At 69.9% G+C, this 24,759-nt stretch carries 23 protein-coding genes; 2 read left to right on the top strand and 21 right to left on the bottom strand.

Translation table 11 applies throughout. The features are described 5' to 3' along the window. Positions 1 to 11: 11 nt before the first annotated feature. The 18 genes from QFW96_RS04065 to QFW96_RS03980 form a co-directional block, all read right to left on the bottom strand. Positions 12 to 1,055: an LLM class flavin-dependent oxidoreductase gene (locus QFW96_RS04065; RefSeq protein ID WP_281454152.1), complete on the bottom strand. Its 1,044-nt coding sequence runs from the start codon at positions 1,053 to 1,055 to the stop codon at positions 12 to 14. A gap of 162 nt (positions 1,056 to 1,217) precedes the next feature. After that, positions 1,218 to 1,991, bottom strand: a complete 774-nt coding sequence (locus tag QFW96_RS04060) for an enoyl-CoA hydratase/isomerase family protein (RefSeq protein WP_281454151.1) — start codon at positions 1,989 to 1,991, stop codon at positions 1,218 to 1,220. After that, a complete protein-coding gene (locus tag QFW96_RS04055) occupies positions 1,981 to 3,573 on the bottom strand; it encodes an AMP-binding protein (RefSeq protein WP_281454150.1) in 1,593 nt (530 codons plus the stop codon). The genes QFW96_RS04060 and QFW96_RS04055 overlap by 11 nt, the downstream gene beginning before the upstream one ends. Before the next feature lie 36 nt (positions 3,574 to 3,609). After that, a complete protein-coding gene (locus QFW96_RS04050) occupies positions 3,610 to 5,307 on the bottom strand; it encodes an FAD-dependent oxidoreductase (protein ID WP_281454149.1) in 1,698 nt (565 codons plus the stop codon). An 86-nt stretch (positions 5,308 to 5,393) separates the two neighbouring features. Continuing rightward, a complete protein-coding gene (locus QFW96_RS04045) occupies positions 5,394 to 6,230 on the bottom strand; it encodes a mycofactocin-coupled SDR family oxidoreductase (protein ID WP_281454148.1) in 837 nt (278 codons plus the stop codon). Then, positions 6,206 to 7,891, bottom strand: a complete 1,686-nt coding sequence (locus QFW96_RS04040; protein WP_281454147.1) for an FAD-dependent oxidoreductase — start codon at positions 7,889 to 7,891, stop codon at positions 6,206 to 6,208. Before QFW96_RS04040 ends, QFW96_RS04045 begins: the two co-directional genes overlap by 25 nt. Positions 7,892 to 7,946: 55 nt before the next feature. Beyond that, positions 7,947 to 8,789, bottom strand: coding sequence for a mycofactocin-coupled SDR family oxidoreductase (locus QFW96_RS04035; protein ID WP_281454146.1), 843 nt, complete (start codon positions 8,787 to 8,789; stop codon positions 7,947 to 7,949). Between the two features lie 59 nt (positions 8,790 to 8,848). Then, positions 8,849 to 9,469: a nuclear transport factor 2 family protein gene (locus tag QFW96_RS04030; RefSeq protein WP_281454145.1), complete on the bottom strand. Its 621-nt coding sequence runs from the start codon at positions 9,467 to 9,469 to the stop codon at positions 8,849 to 8,851. A 1-nt stretch (position 9,470) separates the two neighbouring features. Further along, the gene (locus tag QFW96_RS04025; RefSeq protein ID WP_281454144.1) at positions 9,471 to 9,905 is read right to left on the bottom strand and encodes an acyl-CoA thioesterase; all 435 of its coding nucleotides are present in this window, start codon (positions 9,903 to 9,905) and stop codon (positions 9,471 to 9,473) included. Then, a complete protein-coding gene (locus QFW96_RS04020; RefSeq protein WP_281454143.1) occupies positions 9,902 to 10,330 on the bottom strand; it encodes a MaoC family dehydratase in 429 nt (142 codons plus the stop codon). The genes QFW96_RS04025 and QFW96_RS04020 overlap by 4 nt, the downstream gene beginning before the upstream one ends. Beyond that, a complete protein-coding gene (locus QFW96_RS04015; protein WP_281454142.1) occupies positions 10,330 to 10,785 on the bottom strand; it encodes a hypothetical protein in 456 nt (151 codons plus the stop codon). Before QFW96_RS04015 ends, QFW96_RS04020 begins: the two co-directional genes overlap by 1 nt. Continuing rightward, on the bottom strand, positions 10,778 to 12,331 hold the full coding sequence (locus tag QFW96_RS04010; protein WP_281454141.1) for an AMP-binding protein: 1,554 nt from the start codon (positions 12,329 to 12,331) through the stop codon (positions 10,778 to 10,780). The genes QFW96_RS04015 and QFW96_RS04010 overlap by 8 nt, the downstream gene beginning before the upstream one ends. Positions 12,332 to 12,362: 31 nt before the next feature. Further along, positions 12,363 to 13,211 carry a nuclear transport factor 2 family protein gene (locus QFW96_RS04005; protein ID WP_281454140.1) on the bottom strand — a complete coding sequence of 283 codons (849 nt, stop codon included), beginning with the start codon at positions 13,209 to 13,211 and terminating at the stop codon, positions 12,363 to 12,365. Continuing rightward, on the bottom strand, positions 13,208 to 13,651 hold the full coding sequence (locus tag QFW96_RS04000; RefSeq protein WP_281454139.1) for a nuclear transport factor 2 family protein: 444 nt from the start codon (positions 13,649 to 13,651) through the stop codon (positions 13,208 to 13,210). Before QFW96_RS04000 ends, QFW96_RS04005 begins: the two co-directional genes overlap by 4 nt. 67 nt (positions 13,652 to 13,718) lie before the next feature. After that, positions 13,719 to 14,837: an NDMA-dependent alcohol dehydrogenase gene (locus tag QFW96_RS03995; RefSeq protein WP_281454138.1), complete on the bottom strand. Its 1,119-nt coding sequence runs from the start codon at positions 14,835 to 14,837 to the stop codon at positions 13,719 to 13,721. An 87-nt stretch (positions 14,838 to 14,924) separates the two neighbouring features. Beyond that, positions 14,925 to 16,544 (bottom strand): flavin-containing monooxygenase, encoded by a 1,620-nt coding sequence (locus QFW96_RS03990; RefSeq protein WP_281454137.1) that lies wholly within the window; start codon positions 16,542 to 16,544, stop codon positions 14,925 to 14,927. Between the two features lie 141 nt (positions 16,545 to 16,685). After that, positions 16,686 to 17,615, bottom strand: coding sequence for an alpha/beta hydrolase (locus tag QFW96_RS03985; RefSeq protein WP_281454136.1), 930 nt, complete (start codon positions 17,613 to 17,615; stop codon positions 16,686 to 16,688). 63 nt (positions 17,616 to 17,678) lie between these two features. Then, on the bottom strand, positions 17,679 to 19,139 hold the full coding sequence (locus tag QFW96_RS03980) for an aldehyde dehydrogenase (protein WP_281454135.1): 1,461 nt from the start codon (positions 19,137 to 19,139) through the stop codon (positions 17,679 to 17,681). Positions 19,140 to 19,496: 357 nt separating this feature from the next. On the opposite strand from QFW96_RS03980, the gene QFW96_RS03975 reads away from it, so the two are divergent. Continuing rightward, positions 19,497 to 20,252 carry an SDR family NAD(P)-dependent oxidoreductase gene (locus tag QFW96_RS03975; protein ID WP_281454134.1) on the top strand — a complete coding sequence of 252 codons (756 nt, stop codon included), beginning with the start codon at positions 19,497 to 19,499 and terminating at the stop codon, positions 20,250 to 20,252. Positions 20,253 to 20,263: 11 nt separating this feature from the next. Next, positions 20,264 to 21,055 carry an amidohydrolase family protein gene (locus QFW96_RS03970; protein ID WP_281454133.1) on the top strand — a complete coding sequence of 264 codons (792 nt, stop codon included), beginning with the start codon at positions 20,264 to 20,266 and terminating at the stop codon, positions 21,053 to 21,055. Positions 21,056 to 21,103: 48 nt separating this feature from the next. Here the strand turns inward: QFW96_RS03970 and QFW96_RS03965 are convergent, their stop codons facing one another. The 3 genes from QFW96_RS03965 to QFW96_RS03955 all read right to left on the bottom strand — a co-directional run bounded on the left by QFW96_RS03965 (position 21,104) and on the right by QFW96_RS03955 (position 24,744). Beyond that, positions 21,104 to 21,799, bottom strand: a complete 696-nt coding sequence (locus QFW96_RS03965) for a FadR/GntR family transcriptional regulator (RefSeq protein WP_281454132.1) — start codon at positions 21,797 to 21,799, stop codon at positions 21,104 to 21,106. A gap of 81 nt (positions 21,800 to 21,880) precedes the next feature. Further along, complete coding sequence (locus tag QFW96_RS03960; RefSeq protein ID WP_281454131.1) at positions 21,881 to 22,915, bottom strand: 2-oxoacid:ferredoxin oxidoreductase subunit beta; 1,035 nt, start codon at positions 22,913 to 22,915, stop codon at positions 21,881 to 21,883. Beyond that, entirely contained in the window at positions 22,912 to 24,744 is a 1,833-nt protein-coding gene (locus QFW96_RS03955; protein ID WP_425524720.1) for a 2-oxoacid:acceptor oxidoreductase subunit alpha, read from the bottom strand. Before QFW96_RS03955 ends, QFW96_RS03960 begins: the two co-directional genes overlap by 4 nt. Between the last annotated feature and the right edge of the window lie 15 nt (positions 24,745 to 24,759).

Here is a 24,759-nt window from a genome sequence, read left to right as displayed (position 1 = left end):
GCACGAGACCCTCACACCGTCGCCGAATCGAGGAAGTCCGCGAAGCTGCGGGGCCGCAGATCGCGCAGCGGGGCCACGACCTCCCGGCCCACCTCATCGAGGTAGGCGGCGGTCTGCTCGGCGTCCATCCCCGGCCAGTGCGGGCGGATGAGCAGCGGCCCGATGGGCAGTTCCTCGGCGATGCGGGCGATCTGCGCGCGGCACTGCCCCGGATCGCCGAGGATGACGTGGTCCTGCACGGTGGAGGCGAACTCGCCCCGGACCGCGTCCCCGTCCAGCAAGGTCATGCCGCGACCGGCGTAGGCCTCGTACTTGCCCCGCGCCACCGCCGCGAACCGCGTGACGGCGTCGTCGAAATCCGCACCGATCATGAGCTCCCGCCGCAGCGGAAGCGGGGACAGTTCCAGCCCCCGGCTCATCCGCTCCTGCGCGTAGAGCTCGATCAGGGATTTCACCTGCTCCACCGTCTGCTGCGGAGTGATCGTCCAGACATCGCCGTGCCGGGCGGCGCGGCGCACGCCGGTCTCCTTCATGGCGCCGAGCCAGATGGGCGGTCGCGGTTGCTGGATCGGGTGGACGTGCGTCGGCGCGTCCTCGATGGTCCAGAACCGTCCGCGATGGGTCACCCGTTCCTGGGACCACAGCTTCGACATCACCTCGATCAGCTCTTCCAGCAACCGGTAGCGCTGCTTGAAGGGCACGCCCATGGCCTCGTACTCGGCCGGGAGGTATCCGGTTCCGATCCCGACGACGAGACGACCCCGGGTCACGACGTCGAGAGTCGCGAGCTCCTCGCCGAGGATCACCGGGTGGTGGACGGGGCCGACGAGGACCGTGGTGCCGATCTTGACGTGCTCGTCCAGCTCGGCCGCGAGCCGCGCGAGCAGCGGGATCGGCTGGAACCAGCGGTATCCGTCGTAGAGGAAGTGCTGACCGATGGTCAGGTAGGTGAACCCGGCGCGCTGAGCGGCCTCGACCTTGCGCAGCATCAGATCGAGGTGCTCCGCCGGCGAGGAACCGACCGGCTGGTCCCCCATCAAGATTCCGAACTCCAACGCAAGCTCCTCACAGCGTCGCGGGGTCGGCGGCTCCCGCCGTCCCGGATGCGGCCGACGTTCGCCGAGATGGGACACATCCGGGATTAATTATGCTTACTATTATACTAGTTTTGCGCTGATGGGGGAACCCTCCGGCCGAGTTCGCGGCGGATCCGCTCGTCAGGCCCGGTTCGCCCGGGACTCGCGGAAGGCCTTGACCGCCTCCCGGTGCTCCTCCGTGCCGAACAGCAGTGCGGTGGCCTCCACCGACTCGTTGAACCCGTCCCCGGTGTCGCGGTTGATGAACGCCTTCGCGCACCGCACGGCCAGAGCCGGGTGGGCGGCGATCTCCGAGGCCAGCGTCACCGCTTCGGACAGCAACGACTCGTCCGGGTGCACCTCCTGGACGACTCCCGCTCGCTCCGCCCGATCGGCGTCGACGTCCCGTCCGCTGAGGGCCAGGTAGCGCGTCCAGTGCCGGCCCATCACGGCAGGACCCCGCACCACTCCGTAGCCCGGCATGAGCCCCACCGAGGGTTCCTTGAAGGCGAACCTCGCCGACCGCCCGGCCAGCACCACGTCGCAGGCCAGGGCGAGCTCGGTGCCGCCGCCGTAGGCCAGTCCGTTGACCGCGGCGATGACCGGAACGGCGCACCGCTCCACCGAGTGGAACGCGTCGTACACCCGCCGCAGGTGCGGACGGGTCCGGTGCACGTCGCCGTCGAGCCCGGCGAACATGTCGATGTCCCCGCCCGCGGAGAACGCGCGGCCGGAACCGGTGATGATCACGGCGCGGACCCCGCCGTCCTCCTCGCCGAGCCCGTCCATCACCTCGCGGAGCTCGCGAAACCACGCCTGGTCCATCGCGTTGAGCTTCTCCGGGCGGGACATGGTCAGCTGCAGCACGCCGGGGTGCGGCTCGGATCGCGTGAAACGGGTCAGCTCAGCGGGCATCGAGGTTCGCCTCCCGGTCCCAGGTGTCCGCGGTGACGCCTTCGCCCTGCAGCTTGTACTTCTCGACCCGCTGGCTCGGCGTCATGGGCAGTTCCGGCAGCACGCGCACGTACCGCGGGAGCGCGAAGGAGGTCAGCGACCCCGCGCAGTGCGCGATCAACTCCTCCGGGGCCAGGGACCGCCCCGGCGCGAGCACGACCGCCACCATCACGTCCTCCTCGGAGACCTCCGACGGGACTCCGTACGCGGCGGACTGGGCCACCGCCGGGTGGTCGGACACGACCCGCTCGACCTCCCACGAGGAGATGTTCTCGCCACGACGCCGGACGGTGTCCTTGATCCGGTCGAGGAAGGTCAAGTACCCGTCCTCGTCGAGCACCCCGCGATCACCGGTGTGGAACCACAGGTTCCGCCAGCTCCGCGCGGTCGCCTCCGGCATCGCGTGGTAGCCGTCGAACATCCACCCGGGTTTGACCGGGCGTGCGACGATCTCGCCCGCCGCACCTGGCGGCAACGGCTCGTCGCGGTCGTCGACCACCGCCACCTCGTAGTTCACCGAGGCGGACCCCGCCGTACCGATCTTGCGCCGGTGCGGTGGCATGTCGGTGACGATGGAGACCTCGGTGCTGCCGTAGATCTCGGTGAGCCGCACGTCGAAGCGGCGCTCGAACGCGGTGAAGATCTCCGGCGGGCAGGGCGCGCCGAACCCGAGCCGCACCGGGTTTTCGGCGTCGTCGGCGCGCTGCGGCTGCTTGTGCAGGATGCTCATCATCGCGCCCTGGTAGTTGAAGGCCGTCACCCCGTGCTCCCGGCAGCGGTCCCAGAACCGGCTCGCGGAGAACTTGCGATCCAGCACGAGATCGGCGCCCGCTTCGATCGCGGCCATGACGCTGCAGTACCGGGCGTTGCTGTGGAACAACGGGAACACGCTGTACAACCGGTCCTCCTCGGTGTAGCCGAGCAGGTCGACCGTGTGGCGAGCCAGGTTGACGTTGGCCCGGTGGCTGAGCAGCGCGCCCTTGGGCGGACCGGTGGTGCCCGAGGTGTAGAGGATCACCGCGGTGTCCGCGGGCTCGACCGGTCCCGGATCGCCCGGCGGCTGCTCGGCGAGAGCGGCCAACCGGTGCCGGACGAGGCCGGGCGGTCCGGGCTCGCTCCCCTCCTCCTCGCCGTGGACGATCAGGTGCCGCAGCGACTCGACGCCGGTCGCGCACTCCCGCACCTGCGCTGCGAACTCCGCGTCGCAGACGATCGCCGTCGCACCGGCGTGTTCGAGGAAGTAGCGCAGCAGGTAGGAGCCGCTGGAGGCGTTGAGCGGGACCTCGACGAGACCGGACTTCGCGAGCCCGAACCACACCCCCAGGCACGCGACGCTGCTGCGCATCAGCACGCACACCCGATCGCCCCGGCGCAGCCCGAGCGCGGCGAAACCCCCGGCCATCCGGTCGCTGAGCTCGTCGAGCTCCCGGTACCCGATCCGCTGCTCGGCCACCAGCGCCGACGCCGAGGGGGCGCGCCGGGCGGCTTCACCCAGCCACTCGCCTATCGTCCGCGCCTCCTGACGCGCCCGCGGTCCCGTCATCTCGTCTCCCCTCCCGGATTCGGCTGGTCGCACGGCCTACGGCGTTGGCGCGCCGCCGAGTTCGTTCGACACGAGGTAGGCGAGGGTGACGCCGCGCCCGAGCGCGAATCCGCTGTTGTAGCCCGAACCCGTGGTGGTCAGCGCCGCGCACGAACCCACCGCGTGGAGGCCGTCGATCACCTCGCCGGCGGTGTCGAGGACGTGGCCGTCGCCGTCGATGTGCACCCCGCTCGATCCGATGCCGGTCCCGACGAACTTCAGCCGCAGCCCGTGGAACGGCGGCTTGACCAGCTCACCGAGCACCGGGCTCGGCTCGTTGGCGGGGTCCCCGGCGAAGCGGTTGACGTAGGTGACCGTTCCCCTGCCGAAGTCCGGATCCTCACCGCGGGCCGCGTTGTCGTTGAAGCGCGCGACTGTCGACTCGAACCGCTCGGCGTCGATGCCCAGCGCCCGCCCCAGCTCGCGCAGCGTCGGCCGCGAGGTGACCCACCCCTCCGGGTACGTTCCGCCCGGCGGGGTCGCCGCGAGACCGTACTTCTGCCGGTGCTGGTCGTCCCAGACCAGGAAGAACGGTAGGTGCCTGTCGTCGGGGTCCAGCGTCTTCGCGACGATGTCGACCCAGTAGGAGTCGTTGCAGAACCGCTCCCCCCGCGCATCGACGATCATCGAGTGCGGCATCGCGTACTCGGGGCCGTAGCCGTAACCCGTCCCGACCTGCGAACGCCAGCCCGGCAACATCGGCACGCTCGTCGCGGGGATCTTGGCGACCGCGCCGCCCACCGACCGGGCGAGCTTGATGCCGTCGCCGCGCAGGCTCTCCGGCGCGACGCTGCCGAAGTCCTCGGGCTCGATCCCCACCATCTCGCGCACCAGGTCGGGATCCCAGTCGTAGGTGCTGGTCGCCAGCACGACCGGGCCCCGGACCTCCACCGGGCCCTCCGGGCCGTCCGCGCGGACTCCGGCCACCGCGCCGCCCTCGTGGATCAGCTCGGTCACCGGGTGGGAGGTGCGGATCTCCACGTGGGGTTCCCGCAGCAACCTCGCCAGGAAGCTCGCCACGACACCGGTGCCGAACGTCAACGGGTCGTCGGAGCGGTGCCGTCCCGTCCTCTCCACGCCGTCGGCGACCCCGAACGCGGGAACGCCGGCGTGCGCGGCGACCTCCTCGTCCTCGGCGGAATCGTCGACGTAGGCCGCCCGCCGACCTTTGATCAGCATGTCGTCGTAGGTCGTGCCCACCGGGAAGTACGGGCTGACCCGGAGGTGCCGGCGCCACTCGCCGAGCACGCTGCCGTCGATCAGCTCGTTCGTCAGGTAGCGGCCCACCGGCAACGCGCCATCGGCTTCGTTGTGGTAGTCGGCGAGCTCGGGAATCACCTTCCAGCGGATCGCCCCGACGTCCTCCCAGTGCCGGATCGCCTTCGGCGCCGCGGTGATCCAGCGCAGCATCGCCCGCTCGTCCAGCACCTCGGGCGCGGCGTGCGCGATCGCGCGCACGTAGCGCTCGGTGAGCTCCAGCGAGTCCTCGACGCCCTCCCGCTCAGCGACGTGGTTCGCCCCGCACCAGACCTGACCGCCGGAGAACGCAGCGGCACCGCCGACGACGTCGGCCGATTCGAAGATCACCACGCGCCGCCCGTGCAGGGCGGCGCCGAGCGCCGTCGCGATCCCCGACAGGCCCGCGCCCACGACGATCACCGGCTCCGCCGGACGTGCTCCGGGTCTGTCTGCCATAACCGCACGCTCCACTGCCCATTTCGAAGTAATCATCATCATTGTTTTGTGGTCGTGGAACCGCTCCGCCGACGATCCCGCACCGTTCAGCCCGCGTTCGCGGCGTTCGCGCCCGCGGCGACCGCGATCGTCTCGCCGGTGATGTAGCGCGCCTCGTCAGAGCACAGGAAGACCATCGCGGCCGACACGTCGGCCGGTTCGACCCACGGCACCGGCATCACGTTGACGCCCTGGAACAAGGGCGCGACCTCTTCCCGCGTGGGGTGCTCGGCATCGGGCATGAACAGCTTGTACGCCGCCTCGTTCTGGATCATCGTGGTGTCGACCCCCGTGGGGCAGACCGCGTTGACCGTGATCCCCAGCGAAGCGACCTCCTGGGCGAGCGACTTCACCAGGCCGATCAGGCCCCACTTGGTCGCGGAGTAGTGCGCGACGTTCGGGTAGCCCATCTTCCCCGCCATCGACGAGGTGGCCACGATGCGCCCGGCGCCCTGCTCGGTCATCACCGGCAGGACGGCGCGCATCGTGTGGAAGGCTCCGGTGAGGTTCGTGTCCACCATCTCCGACCACATCCGATCGTCCATGTCCGCGATCGTGGAGAAGGTGAAGATCCCCGCGTTGGCCAGGCAGTAGTCGATCCGGCCCAGTTCCGCGTGGGCCTGCTCGACGAACGACGCGACCTGCCCGGCATCGCGGACGTCGACGGTCGCGGTCCGGCAACGCCTGCCCAGGCCGGTGACCAGCCGCGCGGTCTCGTCCAGGTCGCTTCGCGCCGACATCGGGTACGGCACGCTGTCCAGTTGCGCCGCGATGTCGCAGATCGCGACGTCGGCACCCTCGCGAGCGAAGGCCAGCGCGTGCGAACGCCCCTGCCCCCTGGCCGCACCGGTGATCACCGCTACTCTGCCGTCGAACTTTCCCATGTTCCCTCCACGGATTCGTGCCTGCGCACAGATCGTCGACCGGCCTCCTCGGCGGCCCTCCCGCCCGCGCGATAGCCGAACACCAGCGCGGGCCCGAGCGTTCCGCCCGCGCCGCCGTACACCATCCCCGTCGGCCCGGCCATCGCGTTGCCCGCCGCGAACAGGCCGGGGATCACCGAACCGCGCACGTCGAGCACCTCACCATCCGCAGTGGTGCGCGGACCTCCCTTGGTGCCCAGCGCGCTGGCCACGATCGGCACGGCGTAGTACGGCGCCGCGTCCAGCGGGCCCAGCGTCGCCGCACGCCCCGGGTACGCGGCGCGGTCGCCGCACCACCCGTCGTACGCGCTGTCGCCCCGGCCGAAGTCGGCGTCGTGCCCCGAGGCGGCCAGGCGGTTCCAGCGCCGAACCGTGACCGCGAGCGCCTCCCCATCGATGCCCACTCGCTCGGCCAGTTCGGCCAGGCTCGGGGCTCGGACGATCCAGTCGGCGGCGGGGCCGCCCGGTGGCGCGCCGAATCCCCCGTAGCGGCGCACGTGCTCGTGGTCGAACACCAGCCAGCACGGCTGGTTGACGTAGTCGAACCGCGTGGGATCGAACTGGTGGAACGCACCGCCGAGCGCGTTGTAGTTGGCGGCCTCGTTGGTGAAGCGCAGGCCCCTCGAATTCACCATGATGGACCGGGGAAGCGTGCGCTCGCGCAGCACGAGGCTCACGACCGGACGCCCGTCGGGATGCCGGTCGGGCAACTCGACGACCGGGACCCACCATGCCTCGCTCATGTTGCCCAGCATCGCGCCGGCCTGCATCGCCATCCGCAAGCCGTCGCCGCTGTTGGTCGGCACCCCTGGCGGCATGCTCATCGGCCCGCGCAGGAAGTCCCGCACCAGCGCCGGATCGGACTCGAAGCCACCGGTGGCGACGACCACCGATCCAGCGCGCACCTCAGCGGGGCCGGCCGGCCCCTCGAACCGCACGCCGCTGGCCCGCCCGCGCTCGAAGACCAGCTCCCGCGCCCGCGCCCCGACCACCGGAGAGACCCCGTGGTCGAGACACCCCCGGAGCAACGCCCCGACCATCGCGCGGCCGAGACCTTCGAGCTTCCGCTCGTGCCGACGCCGCTCTACCTCCGGATCCAGAACGCCGGTGCCGCCGCCGATCGGTGTCTCCGCCACCAGCATCGGGCGCGTGACGCCGACGATGCGGTCGTCCCAGCCAGGAAGGCGGTCGAAGGAGAACAGCTCGGGCTCCAGCGACCGGCCCCCTCCGGGCTTCCCGCCCGGGTTCTCCGGGTGGTAGTCCGGGAATCCGGGTACGAGCCGGAGCTTCAGCGGGGTCGACGAGTCCAGCCACTCCACCAGTTCCGGTCCGGTGCGCACGAAAGCTTCGGCGAGCTCGGGGAGGATCTTGCCGTGGGACAGGGAACCCAGGTATCCGAGTCCCTGTTCCTCCGAGTCCGCGATACCGGCCTCCGCCGCGCGCGGATTGGCCGGAAGCCATGCCACACCGCTGGACAGCGCGGTCGTGCCGCCCACGCGGTCGCCCTTCTCGAACAGGCCCACCCGAGCACCGGACTGCGCGGCCACCAGGGCGGCGACCAATCCGGCCGCCCCGGTGCCGAGCACGACCACGTCGTAGGAACCTGCCTGCTGTTCGGTCATGAGCCGGACTCCCCGATCGTCTCTGGTCGCGGCGCACCGCCCGACCTCGGGTCGCTCACTTGACGTAGGCCCCCGCGTCCACGGGCAGGGTGGCGCCGGTGACGTAGCGCGCCTCGTCGGAGGCCAGGTACAGCACCGCGTTGCTGATGTCCTCCGGTTCCACCCACGGCACCGGCATCGAGTTCATCGACAGGAAACCGGGAATCGCCTTGTCCTGGCCGGGTTCGGGATCATCCGGCGCGAACAGCCCGTAAACCCCGGGGTTCTGGATCATCGTCGTGTTGACGTTGGTCGGGTGCACGGTGTTCACCCGGATGTGGTGCGGTGCCAGCTCGTTGGCGAGCGTGCGCATCAGGCCCACGATGCCGTGCTTGGCCGCCACGTAGTGCCCCACGTTCGGGACGCCCTTGAACCCGCCGATCGAGCTGGTGAACACGATCGAACCGCCGTTGCCGGCTTCGATCATGCTGGGGATCGCCGCGGCGGCCGTGTGGTGGACACCGGTCAGGTTCACGTCGATCATGTCCCGCCACTCCTCGGCGGTGAGCTCCCAGGTCTGGCGGAACGCCGTCGCGATCCCGGCGTTGGCCACGACGGTGTGCACCGGTCCGAGCTCGGCGACGCCGTGGTCGAAGGCCTTCTGGAGCGCGCCGAAGTCTCGGACGTCGGCCTTCGTGGCGACCACCCGGCGGCCGAGGGCCTTGACCTCCTTCGCCGTTTCAGCGAGGTCGTCCTCGGTGGCCAGCGAGTAGAAGGGCGTCACGGTGCGGATGTCTTCGCAGATGTCGACGGCGATGATGTCGGCGCCCTCCGAGGCCAGGCGGACCGCGTGGCTGCGCCCCTGCCCCCGTGCCGCACCGGTGATGAACGCGACCTTGCCCGTCATCCGTCCTTGCACGAGATGCTCCTCTCTGTGGATCGCGGTCCAGCGCACCCGGATTCGCCGGGAGGACCGCCTCAGCTGTGGAACTCGGCCCAGGTGGGCAGGCTCTCCGGGTAGTCGGCGGCGGTGGCCCGGCCACCCGGCCAGCGCATCCGCTCCGAGCCGGCGAGGCCGTCGGCGAGCTGGTCGGCCGGGACGGCGTACTTGAAGGTCAGCGAGCGGCGCTCGAAGCGCCAGCGGTCGTCGACGCAGCGGTAGTCGTCCTCGTACCGGAACGCGGCGAGCACCGTGCTGGACTCGATCACCAGCTCGGCGTGGCCGGCCGCCCATCCGGTCGCCCGCCGTCCGGGAAGCAGCTGAACCACGTGGGAATCGGGGATGTGCACCATGGTCCGGTTGGCCCGCATCGCCTCGGTGTAGGCCTGGCGAAGTCCTTCGCGACCGGCGGCGGCCTTGCCCCGCCGCTCGAAGACGCCGTCGTCGGTGAACAGGTCGAGGAGCGCTTCCAGGTCGTAGTCGTCGACCGCGCGGGTGTAGAGCAGCGCGAGATCCCGGATCGCCTCCCGATCCCGCATGTCGCGCACCATCGCGAGGTGGGCCGCGAGGTCGTCGGGCGCCGGGTGGTCCACCGTCGTCTGCGCCCGCACCATCGCGGCGAGGGCGCTGGACTCGCTCGTGGGAGGTCGCTGCGCCATGTCAGACTCCTGCGGGGACGGAGAAGTGCGGACTGGGAAGGGATTCCAGGACGCGCCGCAGCGCGTCGGGAACCGGGGTCTTGGACCAGTCGAGCCCGCGGCACACGTAGGTCATGCGTCCCCGGGTGATCAGCTCCCCGTCCCTGGTGAACTCGTAGCCCACCGAGTACGACGTGGAACCGATGTGATCGAGGACCACCTGGCAGGTGAGCCGGTCCAGCACCCTCGCCGGCCGCAGGTAGGCCGCACCGGAACTGGCGCCGACGGTGATGATGCCCAGCTGGTCGGGCAGCTCCCCGCTGCGCAGGCCGTGCGAGGACATCCACGAGGTGTAGGCCCGCTCCATCCACCGGTAGTAGATCGCGAAGAACGCGATCCCCACCGTGTCGCAGTCGCCGTAGGTCAGCTGGAACTCCAGCTTGTCGTGCTGTGTCATGCGTTCTCCTCGTTCACCGGCCCGACGATGACGGCGGCCGTTCCGCTCAGGACCGTCGTGCCGCCCACCACGTCGAGCGAGACGTCGCAGTCGGCCACGGTCATCCCGGCCTCTTCGCGCACCCCGGTGACCGAACCGCCGGCGCGGAGCTCGTCGCCGGCGAAGACGTTGCCCCGGAAGCGCACCCGAAATCGGCGCAGGCGGTCGTGCCCACCGCTCCAGGCCGCGAGCATGTTGAGCACGTAGCCCATGTTCAGCGGGCCCTGGTTGATCGGACGCTCACCCATGCCGAGCGCGCGGACGACCTCGACGTCCCAGTGGATCGGGTTGGGATCGGCCAGCAGGGCCGCCGTGGTCTTCATCTTCTCGGCGCTGACCGCGGGCACTCGCCACTCCGGCAACCGCGCACCGACCGCGACCTCCATCAGTGCCTCCGCGGGAAGACGAGCGAGTTCCAGCAGGTCGCGACGTGCACCCCGTCGGCCTTGTCGCGCAGTTCGAGCTCGTAGCCGACGAGGTCGAACGCACCGGCGGTGCGACCGGACTTCCTGTCCGCGGAGGTGATCCCGCCGCTGACCGCGTAGGTCCCGCCGACCACCAGCGGCCGGTGGATCGAGGTCTCGTGCTCGCCGAACATCGGGCCGTCCGCCGCCGTCGAGCCGAACCACGCGAACAGCTCGTCCCAGCTCAACCCCATCGCACCGGTCGCGGCCATCCAGACGAACAGGGGGTGGGCCACCGTCCCGCCGGGCTCGTCCAGCACGACATCCGCGACCAGCCACGCGCGCCACGGCTCGACGACGAACTCCCCGCCCGGGAAGCGGCGTCCCACCTGCCTGCTCACGTCCGCCGCCGACGGCGCGGTCGCCCCGTCAGACATGGCGCCCCCGAGCGGCCCAGTAGGGCTCCCGCAGCGCGCGCTTGAGGATCTTCCCGGTCGGCGCCTTCGGCAGCTCGTGGACGAAGTCCACGGAACGCGGCTTCTGATAACCGGCCAGGTGTCGGCGCGCCTGTTCGATGATGTCCTGCTCGGTCACCTCGCTGTCCGGCTTGACCACCACGACCGCCTTGACCGACTCGCCCCATTCGTCGTCCGGCACGCCGATGACGGCGCATTCGAGCACGGCCGGGTGCTGGGCGACGGCCTCCTCCACCTGGACGCTGAAGATGTTCTCGCCGCCCGAGATGATCATGTCCTTGGCGCGGTCGACGATGAAGACGTAGCGGTCCTCGTCCCAGGTGGCGACGTCCCCGGTCCACATCCACCCGTTGCGCAGCGTCTGCGCGGTGAGATCCGGCCGGTTCCAGTAGCCGAGCATGTTCGCCTCGGACCGCACGATGATCTCGCCCGGCGTCCGGCCGTCCTGCGGGACGTCGCGGCCGTCGTCGTCGACGACCCGCACGGAGGTGCCGAACCCCTCGCGGCCGCAGGACCGCAGCCGCTCGGGACGGGATCCCGCGAGGGCGTTCACGTGGTCCTCCTGGGACAGGAAGCACATCGTCGACCCCTCGGTCTGCCCGTAGCCCTGGATCAGCGTGCAGGGGAACGACTCCAGGGACTGGCGGACGATGCTCGACGGCATCGGACCGCCGCCGTACTGGATGTTGCGCAGGCTGGACAGGTCGTACCCGCCGAAGCCCTCGACGGCCATCATCCAGTTCAGCATCGTGGTGATGCCCAGGAACGCCGACACCCGTTCGGCCTCGATGACCTCCAGCGCCTGCTTCGGTTCGAAGTTCACCAGCACCAGCGGGCACCCGTGCTTGAGGTAGTTCATCGCGAGCACCACCGGGATGTGGTACATCTGCCCGGTCAGCATGTACACGTCGGTGGGTACGATGCGCTCGGCCACGGTCTGGTTGAGCATCCCGGCCGCCGCGCTGCGATGGGAGTGCAGGGCGCCCTTGGACCGCCCGGTGGTCCCACCGGTGTAGAGGATGAAGAACGGATCGTCGTCGCCCGCCTGCGACGACCACTCGGGTTCGTCGTCCGAGGCGGCGTCCATCAGCCGTTCCAGGCCGCCATCCCCGTCCGCGCCGAACTCCAGCCAGTGCGGGACGTCGACGTGCCGCTGCAGCTCGGCGACCGCGCCCGCCCACTCGCGCGAGCTGATGACCGCGCTGGGACGCGCGTCCCCGACGATGGCCACCAGCTCCGGGGCCGCCAGCCGCCAGTTCAGCGGCTGCAGCACCAGCCCTGCCCGACCGGCGGCGAAGTACAGGGCCTGGTACTCGGCGCAGTTGCGCGAGAGCACCGCGACCCGGTCACCCGGTTTCAGCCCGAGATCGACGAGGCCGTTTGCCAGCCGCCGCACCATCGAGTCCAGCTCCCGCCAGGTGAGCCGGCGGTCGTTCGGGACGTCGAACACGGCGTGCTGACCGGGGCACAACGCGGCCCACTTGGCGGGTATGAGTCCCTGGTTCACGCTTCCGCTCCTCGCAGCATCGGTACCCGTCTCAGTACGGGAGATCGAGCTGGACGTGGCGCTTGCTGAACCGCCACGCACCGCCGTCGCGCACGAGCTGGTCCTCGTAGCGCGCGGTCGACAACACCGTCAGCGTCTTGCCCTCCACGGAGATCAGCGTCAGGTAGGACTCGACGGACGCCGCGGACCCGCCGGCCGCGCGGATCACCGCGTTGGTGACGATGTGCCGTCGCTGGTCGGTCTGCGTGGCCAGCGAATCCCGCATGAGCTGCACGATGGCGTCCCGGCCTTCGAAGGGCCCGATGAGATCGCCGTCCTGGACCCGGAGGCTCATCACGGCGTCCTGCGTGAAGCAGTCCGCCATCGTGCTCATGTCGTTCTCGTCGTAGGCGATCGCGTACCGGTTGAGCACGTCCTCGATCGCCCCGCGGTCCGCGGGACCGGCGTCCGCCACCGCCTCGGACGCCGGCGTCACCGTCCCGCCCAGCGCCTGGACCAGCGGGATCGGGTCGAAGTACTCGGCGAACCGGACGATCCCGTCGTACCGGACGGTCACCCGCGCGACGTAGTCGTTGCGGTAGGCGGCACCGGTTGCCTTGAACGAGGAGTCCGACCGGTACTCGGCGACGTACTCCCCCTCCTCGTCCAGGGCCCAGATCCGGTAGTCGGAGAAGTTCATCGGCGTCACCATCCGGGGCAGCGCCTGGTAGAACTCATCGATCGCCGCCCGGCCCTCGAGCGTGCGGGGGATGCCCTCCGGCGCGTACGGGATGTCCAGCCGGCCGTCCACGTGGAACAGCGGCGCGATGTCGTCGACGCTGAGCGAACCCACGGCGTCCAGATAGGCCTTGATCAGGTCCTTTCCCCGGTCCCCGCTCATGCGTCGAATCCGTCCAGTTCGGGCGGCGTCAGGGCCGAGATCACGCGTGAGGCGATGAGCCAGCCGTCCGGCGTCGCGACGTAGGTGTCCTCGTTGAGGGCCACCGCCTTGAACTTGGCCCCGCTCTTCGTCTGGCCCTCGGAGAACACGTAGTTCGTCCCGTGCGCCCGATCACCGGCGTCGAACTCGATCACGTGGTTGGTGATGATGTGGAACTGGCACGCGATCGCGTCCGCGTCCCGCTCGAAGAACGCCCTGATCTGCTCGCGCCCCGCGAAGCGCTCCAGGCCGACCGGGGTGGCGTCCCAGACCGCGTCCTCGGCGAACGCGGACAGGGCCTCCTCCGGGTCGAACCTGTCCAGTCCCCGCGCGTATCGGTGCGTCGCCTGGATGATCTCCAGCTCGGCTGCTGTCTTCTCGGAAATCTCTGTGCTGGTCATGGGATCTCGCTTCCCGAACTCGAACTTCTCGGGGAATGGCCGTCTTCGGTGATCCGCGCGGTGGTCCTCAGTCGTAGAGGATCACGCCGCGGATGTTCTTCCCCTCGCGGAGGTCCTGGAACGCGGTGTTGATGTCGTCCAGGGAGTAGGTGCGCGTCACGAGCTCGTCCAGCTTGAGCTCGCCCCGCCGGTAGAGGTCGGTGATGAGCGGGATGTCGTTGCGCGAGTTGGTGCTCCCGTAGAGCGTTCCCTGCAGCCGCTTGCCCGACATCGCGAACGTGAACAGGTCGATCTGCACGTCCCGCTGGGTCACCGGTGCCGCGGCCGTCAGCACGACCGTGCCGCCGCGCCGGGTCATCGCCTGCGCGGGTTCGAGCAGCGAACCGTGCGCGACGCCCACCGTGATGAGCACCCGGTCGGCGCCCTGGCCGTTGGTCATCTCCGAGACCAGCTCCGCCGCCTGCTCGGCGTTCTCCGCCGTGTGCGTCGCTCCGAACTCGGGCGCCCGTTCGCGCTTGTAGGCCACCGGGTCCACCGCGATGATGTTCTTCGCGCCCCGGTGCCGAGCGCCCTGAACCGCGTTCATGCCCACGCCGCCGACGCCGAAGATCACGACGGTGTCGCCGAGCTGCATGTCGGCGGCGTACACCGACGAGCCCCAACCGGTGGGCACGCCGCATCCGATGAGCGCCGCCTTCTCCAGCGGGATGTCCTCGTCGATCTTGACGAGGGCGTCCACCGGCACGGTCACGTACGGCGCGAAGGTCCCCAGGTACGACATCGCCCCGACGCCCTTGCCCCGGGCGTGGATGCGGTGGGTGCCGTCGGGTGAGGTGCCGCCCAGCACGCCCGCGCCGAGGGCGCACATGTTCGAGCGTCCGCTCACGCACATGGTGCACCGGCCGCACGAGGGCAGGAACGAGCACACCACGTGGTCACCCACTTCGAGCCCTTCGGCACCCGGCCCGATCTCGGTCACCACACCGGCGCCCTCGTGGCCGCCGAGGATCGGCGCCCACGGCAGCGGGATGTCGCCGGTGTCCAGGTGGTCATCGCTGTGGCAGATCCCGGAGGCGGCCAGCTTGACCGTCGCCTCCCGATTCTTCGGCGGATCGAGCTCGATCTCCTCCACCGACCAGCCCGAGCCGGTTCCCGGCTCCCACAAGAGCGCGCCTTGGGTCTTCATGTCTTGTCTCCTCGTGCAGAAGGGATGAACGACGCCGGCGTCCGCGCGGACGGCGGCCGGGAGTGGGGGTGTTTCAGTCGATCCGCGTCAGGAACCCTGCAGCGCGAAGCCCTCGTACCCGTTGGCTGCGACCTCGTCGCACTTCTCGCGGTAGGCCCCCACGCCTCCGATGTAGGGCATGAACACGCGCGGCTTCCCGGGCACGTTCGCGCCCAGGTACCAGGAGTCGGTCTTGGTGAACAGCGTCGCCTCACCGCACTCCTGCACGTGGTCCGTCCACTGCTTCTCGGCGGATTCGGTCGGTTCCACCACGGTGAGCCGCTGCTCGGACATGTGCGACAGCAGGTCGCTGATCCACTCCACGTGCTGCTCGATCGACACGATCATGTTGCTCAGCACCGACGGGCTGCCCGGGCCGGTGATGGTGAACAGGTTGGGGAAACCGGTCGTGGTCAGTCCGAGGTAGGTGCTCGGACCTTCGGCCCACTTGTCCCGCAGGGAGACCCCGTCCCGGCCCACGACGTCGATGGACAGCAGCGCGCCGGTCATCGCGTCGAAACCGGTTGCGAAGACGATGCTGTCGAACTCGTGCTCCCGCTCGGTGGTGCGCACCCCTTTCTCGGTGATCTCCACGAGAGGGGTCGCCCGCAGGTCGACCAGTTCGACGTGCTCGCGGTTGAACGTGTCGTAGTAGCCCGTGTCCAAGCAGGGCCGCTTGGTCCCGAAGGCGTAGCCCTCGGGGCAGAGGATCTCCGCCTTCTCGGGGTCGTGCACCATTTCCCGGATCTTGCCGCGCACGAATTCGGCCGCGGTGTCGTTCGCGCGCTCGTCGGTCAGCAGGTCGGTGTAGGCCTGCAGGACACCCGTGAGATTGCCCCGGTTCCACCGCTCCGTGTACTTGGCGTGGCGTTCGTCGTCGTCCACTTCGAGTGCGGACTCGGTGGGCGCTTCCACGGCGATGCCGAAGCCCGACATCCGCCCCTCTTCCCGGATCTGCTGGTAGTCGGCCTTGATCCGGGAGACCAGGTCCTGGTCGATCGGGCCGTTGAAGGTGGGGAGGCTGAAGTTGGCGGTCCGCTGGAAGACGGTGAGCGCCTCGGCCCGCTCGGCCAGGATCGGGATCGCCTGGATCCCCGACGATCCGGTGCCGATCACCGCGACCCGCTGGCCGCTGAAGTCCACGCGCTCATCGGGCCAGTGCGAGGTGTGGTACCAGTTCCCGGTGTAGTTCTCGATCCCGGGGATCTCCGGCATCTTCGGCTTCGACAGGCACCCGACCGCCATGATGCAGTACCGCGCGCTCACCTCGTCGCCCTGATCGGTCCGGACCGTCCAGCGGGACGAGCCTTCATCGAATCGGGCTTCGGTGACCTTGGTGTTCAGCACGATGTCCCTGCGCAGGTCGTGCCGTTCGGCGACGTGGCGGATGTAGGCGTGGATCTCGGGCTGACCCGGGTACTTCTCGGTCCACTCCCACTCCTGCTCCAGCTCCTGGTCGAAGGAGTAGGAGTAGTGCATGCTCTCCACGTCGCAGCGGGCTCCCGGGTACTTGTTCCAGTACCAGGTCCCGCCCACGTCGCCACCGGCCTCGACGACCTTCGCGCTCATCCCGAGCCGGCGGAGTTGGTGGAGCATGTACAGACCGGAGAAACCGGCACCGACCACCACCGCGTCGAGTTGCGCGGGAATGTTCCTCGTGTCGTTCATAAGATCCCGTCCTCGCGAAGTCTTCGGAGATTCCGTTGGGATTTCTCGGGGGGGCGTCATCTGGGCGGCGCGGGGTGAGCGGCCCATCCGCTCGGATGGTCGCTTCGATTCCTCTGCATTTACCGCGGTTCGTCTGGGCGGTCAGCTGATCGCGCGGAGCCGTTCGTCGATCTCGTCCACCACGTAGCTGATCCCCTGTTCGCTGCCGGGCAGCAGGTTCACCATGGTGAAGAAGCCGTGCATCTGGCCCGCGAACCGCCGGTGGGACACCGGGACGCCTGCTTTCTCCAGCGCTTCGGCGTAGGCCTGGCCTTCGTCGCGGAGCACGTCGTGCTCGGCGGTCAGGACCACGGCGGGTGGCAGTCCGGTGAGGTCGAGGGCGCGCGCCGGGGAGGCGTCCGGGTTCTCCCGCGTTCCCGCCGGGGCGTAGTGGTTCCAGAACCAGATCATGCTGTCCCGGCTGAGCATGAGCTGGTTCTCCGGGTCGGTGTAGGACGCGGTGTCGAAGTCGCAGTCCGTCACCGGGTACACCAGAACCTGCTGAGCGAGCGCGATGTCGCTGTCGCGCGCCTTCCGGCTCACGACGGCGGCCAGGTTCCCGCCCGCGCTGTCGCCCGCCACGATCAGCGGAACCCGCTTGCCGCAGATCTTCTCGACGTTGCGGTCGACCCAGACCAGCGCGTCCCAGGCGTCGTCGACGGCCGCCGGGTAGGGATGTTCCGGTGCCAGCCGGTAGTCGACCAGCGCCACGGCGCAGCCCGTGCGGTCGGCGAGCTGCCTGCCCAGCGCTTCGAACTCGTCGATCGCGCCGATCACCCAACCGCCGCCGTGGTAGTACACGACCACACCACGAGCCTCGTCGTGGGGCACCAGCACCCGCACCGGGATGGTGCGGCCCTGGGCGGGAACCTGGATCAACTCGCTTCGCGCGACCTCGGGGCCGTCGCCGTACATGTCCTTGAGCATCGCCGTCATACCGCGCGCCTGCTCCGGTTCCATCTCGTGCAGCGGGGGCTGTCCCGTCTCGGCCATCTGGGCGAGGAATCCGGATGTTGCGTCATCAAGAGCCATGGCGGACCTCTTTGCGGGGGAGAGAATTCTGCGAGTCGCTGCGGTGTCGTCGCGCCGACGAACTCAGCTGTACTGGATCAACTTCGTTTCGAGGTACGCGGAAAGGCCTTCGACGTTGCCTTCGCGGCCGAGGCCGGACTGCTTGTAGCCGCCGAACGGCTGCACCACGCACATGCCCCACGTGTTGACCGAGATCTGCCCCGTCCGCACGCGGCGCGCGACCTGCTCGGCCAGGGCCGCGTCCGACGCGTACACGGCGCCGGAGAGCCCGTAGTCGGAGTCGTTGGCGAGGGCGACCGCCTCGTCGACGCCGTCGAACGGGATCACGCAGATCACCGGTCCGAAGATTTCCTCGCGGGCGATGCGCATGTCGTTGCGGACATCGGCGAAGACGGTCGGTTGGACGTAGTACCCGCGATCGAGTCCGGCGGGACGGCCGCCGCCGGTGACCAGCCGCGCCCCTTCTTCGAGACCGATGCGGATGTAGTCCTCGACGCGGTCCCGCTGGCGCTCGGCGGCGAGCGGACCCAGCACGGTCCCCTCAGCCGCGGGGTCGCCCACCGGAAGTCCTTCCAGCATCGGCACCATCGCGTCGAGCAGCTCCTGCTGCCGTTCCCGCGGCACGAGGATCCGGGTCAGCGCCGCGCAGACCTGACCGGAGTGCCCGATCCCGGCCGGCACGAGCGTGGGCAGCACCTCGCCCAGCGGGATGTCGTCGGCGATGATGCCCGCCGACTTGCCGCCCAGTTCCAAGGTGACCCGGGCGATCCGCTCGCCGCACAGGCTCATGATCCGCTTGCCCGCGGCGGTGCTGCCGGTGAAGGCGACCTTGTCCACGCCGGGGTGGGTCACCAGGTGCTCGCCGACCTCGCGACCTGCGGGCAGGACGCTGACGACGCCTTCGGGAAGTCCTGCGGCTTCCAAGGCCTCGGCGAGCATCATGACGCTGACCGGTCCCTCGGGCGCGGGCTTGAGCACGACCGCGCATCCGGCGGCGAGCGCCGGGCCGATCTTCAACGACGCGGTGGCCACCGGCCCGTTCCACGGGATGATCGTGGCGACGACGCCGACGGGTTCGCGGACCAGCTTGCCGCGTCCCTCGGCCCACTCGCGGTCCTCCTCGAACACGGCCCGCTCGTGCAGGGTGGACACGTCGCCCCACATCTTCAGAGCGTTCTGGTGGAACGCTTCGCTCACCGCGGCCGGTGCTCCGATCTCCGCCGTGAACGCCGTCGCCATGTCGCCGAACCGCTTCTCGACCTCCGCGCCGACGCGGGCGAGAACCGCGCCGCGCTCCGCCGGGGTCATGCGCGGCCAGGGCCCCTCGTCGAACGCCTTGCGCGCGGCGGCGACCGCCGCGTCCACGTCGGCTTCGCGCGCTTCGGGAACGGTCGCGACGACCTCTTCGGTGCTGGGCGAGACGACTTCGATGAGGCGGTCGCTGGACGGGCTCACCCAGCGCCCGCCGATGAACAGCTTCGAGTAGCTCTTGAGCGGGGTGGGGGCGGCCACGGTTGTGGACATCCGCCTTCCTCCTGTTCTCCACGCTGAAAACAGCTGAAACACGCGGCGATGACCGGATCCGCAGGTCGACGGTGCGATTCACCTCGACGTGACGGCCAACACAGACACCTTGGCTCGCGAGGCATCCGAAGTCAATACCGTTCATTATATTCATAGTAATCGTTTTTGCGGGACGTGCGAGTTCCGCTCGCACACCACCGCGCCGCCCTCCAGCAGGAGGCGCGACCAGGCGCATCAGGCGAGCGGGGCTCCTCCGAGAAAGGCGCGCACCACCGAGGAAGGATTTCCACCCCCGATCCGGAGCCCTTGACACGTCCAGAATTGAATATAATGATCTGCAAGATTTGGGGAGCGTGGATGAAGACAGCGTCTGCACCGGCGACCCTGGTGACCGGAGCCGCCTCCGGGATGGGCCGCGCCACGGCGCGGGTGTTCGCCGCCGCGGGTTTCCGGGTCGTGCTCGCCGACATCAACGCCGACGCAGGTCGGGAAGCAGCGGACGAGATCACCTCCCGAGGGGGCGAGGCGCACTTCGTGCGCGCCGACGTCACCAAGCCGGACGAGGTGGCGAACATGGTCGCCGCCACGGCCGACCGCTTCGGGCGGCTCGACTGCGCGGTGAACAACGCGGCGTGCCCGCCGGACAGCGACCGGATCGTCGACGCCGACGTCGAGGTCTTCCGACAGGTCGTGGAGGTCAACCTGACCTCGGTGCTGGCGTGCCTGAAGCACGAGCTCGCGCAGATGGTCGACCAGGGCGGGCCGGGAGCGATCGTCAACATCGGGTCGATCCGCTCCTTCCGGGCGCGGGCCGGATCCCCGGCCTACACGGCCGCGAAGCACGCGATCATCGGGCTGACCCGCACCGCCGCTCTGGAGTGCGCCGGCACCGGGGTGCGGGTCAACGCGGTCTGCCCAGGGGCGATCGACACCCCGATGCTGCGCGGGTCCCGGTCCGCCCGCGGCGACACCGAGGCCGCGACGACGGCACGCCAGGGCGAGCTCGGGACCCCCGAGGAGGTCGCGCATGCGAGCCTGTGGCTGTGCTCCTCCGCATCATCCCTGGTCACAGGCCAAGCACTGGTGGCCGATGGCGGTTACCTCATCCGATGAAGGGGAGAGACATGATCATCGACGCGCACACCCACGTCTGGCCGGACGCCATCGCCGAGCGGGCGCTGACCGCCAACCGCCTGCCCGGGCTGCAGGCGGTCGGCAACGGCAAGGCGAGCTCGCTGGCGGCCGAGATGGCGACCAAGGGCGTCGGTCACAGCATCGCTCTCGGGGTGGCCGGAGCGGCCAAGAACGTCGACCGCACCAACGAGTTCATCACCTCGCTGAACAGCGAGACCTTCACCCCGTTCGGCACCGTGCACGTCGATCTCCCCGTCGAGGAGAACCTCGCGAGCCTGCGGCGCCACGGCCTGCGCGGTGTGAAGGTGCACCCCCTGTTCCAGAACTACGGGCTCATGCACGAGCGGCTCTGGGAGCTGTTCGAGGCCTTCGGCGACGAGATCGGCGTGATCGTGCACGTCGGCGCGGGCGGCAGCGGGGCGGTGAACGATCTGAGCACGCCGCGCATGCTCCGCGAGATCGTGCGCACCTTCCCGAAGCTGCGGCTGGTGGCGTGCCACTTCGGCGGTTATCACATGCTGGCGGAGGCCGAGCAGGAGCTGCGCGGGCTGGACGTCGTGCTGGAGACCTCCTGGCCACCCGCGCTCAGCGAGGTCGACCCCACGACGGTGCGACGGCTGATCACCCGGCACGGGACCGAGCGGATCGTGTTCGGCTCGGACTGGCCCATGACCGACCCCGCGAAGGAGATCGCGGCCATCCGCGCGCTCAACCTCGGCGACGACGCGGAGTCCGCCGTGCTCGGCGGAAACCTCACCCGCGTCCTCCAACTCGACGTCTGATGCGCCCAGGACCGTTCCCGGGGCAGGAGCGGTCCCCCAGCAGCTCCCCTAGCGCCAGTCCACGACTTCGTTCATGAGCTGCGGCTCGCGCTTGGCGATGGTCTTGGCGTACTCGCTCATGTGCTCGCGCATGAGCTGTTCGGCCACCTCGGGCTCGCCGGAGATGATCGCGTCGGCGATGTCGGCGTGGACCCGGCGCACCCGGTCGCGTCGGCGGGCGACGTACACACCGGACGCGCGCTCGGTGAAGAGGTCCTTCAACGCCCGGGCGAACAGGCTCAGCAGGCCGTTGCCCGCCATCGACAACACCTTCGCGTGAAAGGCGTTGCTCGCCGTGAGCCAGTCCTCATCGGTCTTCGCGGCGAACCCGCGCTCGACGATCTCGCGCAGCTCCTCGTCGTCGGAGGGATCGTGCCGTTCCGCGGCGAGCCGGGCGACGAGCGGTTCGAGGATCAGCCGGGCCTCGACCAGCTCGCTGAACTCGATGCCCTGCACCTGGAAGAAGAGCGTGGCCATCCGGCCGAACTCGCGGCTGTCCACTTCCGACACGACGGGGCCGCCACCGGGTCCCGGCTTCATGCGGATCAGCCCGTGCACCTCCAGGACCCGCAGCGCCTCCCGCAGGGACGCCCGCGCCACCTGGAAGCGCTGGAGCATCACGCTCTCGGACTCCAGCATGTCGCCCGGCGAGAGCTTGCGCTGCGCGATGTCCCGCACGATTTCACGCGCGATGATGGAAGACACCTTCTCGCCACGGCGCTCCCACGCTACGCTGACCGATTCACTCATAATGGTTGGCAGCATACCGGCCGGAGGGCGGGGACTTCACATCACCGTCCACGTGTCCGCTCCGCTCAGGTGGGCCAGGAACTCGGCATCGCTGCCGGCCTCTCCGCTCCGGGCGTTCCGCAGGTGTTCGCGCACGAGGTCGTCGTAGACCGGGCGGGACACGCTGCGCAGCACACCGGTCACCGCGTGTTCGAGGTCCTGGCTCGACACGCGGCTGAGCGCATAAGCGTATTCCGGGTCGTCGCTGACCGCATCGTGCACGACGATCTCGTGCGGGTCGACCTCCGCCGTGGGCAGCACCCGCAGCCCGAAGCCGTGGCGAACGACGCAGCGCTCCCCCTCGGCGCCGAAGACGATCGGCCGGCCGTGGACGAGCGGGATCAGCCGGTTCGGCGCCTCGTCCTTCGCGCGGAGCAGGTCGAACGAACCGTCGTTGAAGATGGGGCAGTCCTGCAGCACCTCCACCAGCGCCGTGCCCCGGTGCGCGGCCGCCTGGCGCAGCACGTCGCCCAGTCCCTTGCGGTCCGAGTCCAAGGCCCGCGCGACGAAGGTCGCCTCGGCGCCCAGCGCCAGCGACAGCGGGCTCAGCGGGGAGTCGAGGGAGCCCTCCGGAGTGCTCTTGGTGATCTTGCCGGTTTCGGAGGTCGGCGAGTACTGGCCCTTGGTCAGACCGTAGATCCGGTTGTTGAACAGCAGGATCTTCAGGTTCACGTTGCGGCGCAGCGCGTGGATCAGGTGGTTCCCGCCGATCGACAACGCGTCGCCGTCACCGGTCACCACCCAGACGGACAGATCGGGCCGCGAGACCGACAACCCGGTCGCGATCGCCGGAGCACGGCCGTGGATCGAGTGCATCCCGTACGTCTCGAGGTAGTACGGGAACCGGGAGGAACAACCGATCCCGGACACGAAAACGATGTTCTCGCGCCGCAATCCGAGTTCCGGCAGCAGTCCGCGGACCGTGGCGAGGATCGGGTAGTCGCCGCAGCCCGGGCACCACCGCACCTCCGACGAGGAGGTGAAGTCCTTCGCGGTGAGTCCGAGGTCGGCACCGGCCGCAGTGGTGGTCACGTCGCGGTTTCCTTCCCTCGCGCCACGGCGAGCGCCGCGGCCGTCTTGTTCCGCTCGGTGGCGGCCACCGTGCCGGCCTCGACCTCGAGCAGGATCTCCTCCAGCTCCTCGGCGAGGAACGCCTGCCCGGCGACCTTCGTCACCGGCTGCGCGTCGACGAGGTAGCGAGCGCGCAAGAGCATCGACAACTGCCCGAGGTTCATCTCCGGCACGACCACGCGCTCGTAGTTCCGCAACACCGCGCCGAGATTCGCGGGCAGCGGGTTCAGGTGGCGCAGATGGACCTGGGCGATCGGCACGCCCCGGTCCCGCACCCGGCGGCACGCCGCGCCGATCGGCCCGTACGAGCTCCCCCAGCCCACGACGAGCGTTTGAGCACGTCCGGACGGGTCGTCGACGACCGCCTCCGGCACGTCCACGTGGTCGATCTTGGCCTGCCGCAACCGAACCATCAGCTCGTGGTTGTCCGGGTCGTAGGAGATCGCACCGTCCTGGTGCGACTTCTCCAGCCCGCCGATGCGGTGCTCCAGCCCCGGGGTGCCCGGCACCGCCCACGGTCGCGCGAGGGTGTCCGGGTCCCGCCGGTACGGAGCGAACGACTCCGCACCGGCTTCGGCGAAGGAGGGTTCGATCTGCGGGAGGTCGTCGAGCTCCGGGATCCGCCAGGGCTCCGAGCCGTTGGCGATCGCGCCGTCGGACAGCAGCAGCACCGGCGTCCGGTAGGTCACGGCGATCCGCGCGGCCTCGACGGCCGTGGCGAAGCAGTCCGCGGGCGATCTCGGCGCGACCACCGGAACCGGCGATTCGCCGTTGCGGCCGTGCAGCGCCTGGAACAGGTCGGCCTGCTCGGTCTTGGTCGGCAGCCCGGTCGACGGCCCGCCCCGCTGCACGTCGACGACGAGCAGCGGCAGTTCGGTCATCACCGCCAGCCCGATCGTCTCGCCCTTGAGCGCCAGTCCCGGCCCGGAGGTGGTCGTCACGCCCAGCGCCCCGCCGAACGCCGCGCCCAGGGCCGCGCCGATCCCGGCGATCTCGTCCTCGGCCTGGAACGTCGTCACCCCGAACCGCGCGAGCCGGCTCAGCTCGTGCAGGATGTCGCTGGCCGGTGTGATCGGGTAGCTGCCGAGGAACACCGGCAGCCCGGCCCGCCTGCCCGCCGCCACCAGGCCCTGCGACAGGGCCACGTTCCCGGTCACCTGCCGGTAGGTCCCCGCGGGCAGCCGCGCGGGCGGGATCTCGATGGTGGAGGCGAAGGCCTCCGTGGTCTCGCCGTAGTTCCAGCCCGCGCGGAAGGCCAGCACGTTCGCCTCGCCGATCTCCGGCTTGCGCCCGAACTTCTCGCGCAGGAACCGCTCGGTGCCCTCGGTCGGGCGCTGGTACATCCAGCACAGCAGCCCCAGCGCGAACATGTTCTTCGCCCGCGCGGCGTCGCGCTTGCCCACTCCGGCCGGTTCGACCGCACCCCGGGTGAGCGTCGACATGGGCACCTCGTGCACCGCGAACCCGCTGAGCTCGGCCAGCGGATCGCCCTCGTAACCGGCCTTGGCCAGGTTCCGCTTGGTGAACTCGTCGGTGTTGACCAGCAGCACGCCCCCGGCGCGGAGGTCGCCGACGTTCGCCTTCAGCGCCGCCGGGTTCATCACCACCAGCACGTCGGGCCGGTCTCCCGGCGTGAGGATGTCGTAGTCCGCGAAGTGGATCTGGAAGCTCGACACCCCGGGCAGCGTGCCCTGCGGGGCGCGGATCTCGGCGGGGAAGTTCGGCTGGGTCGCCAGATCGTTGCCGAAGGCCGCGGCCTCGGCGGTGAAGCGGTCACCGGCCAGTTGCATCCCGTCCCCGGAGTC

The organism is Saccharopolyspora ipomoeae, assembly GCF_029952525.1.
Taxonomy (GTDB): domain Bacteria; phylum Actinomycetota; class Actinomycetes; order Mycobacteriales; family Pseudonocardiaceae; genus Saccharopolyspora; species Saccharopolyspora ipomoeae.
The sequence above is the reverse complement of the archived record's forward strand: the minus strand, read 5'-3'. Positions and strand labels throughout refer to the sequence as shown.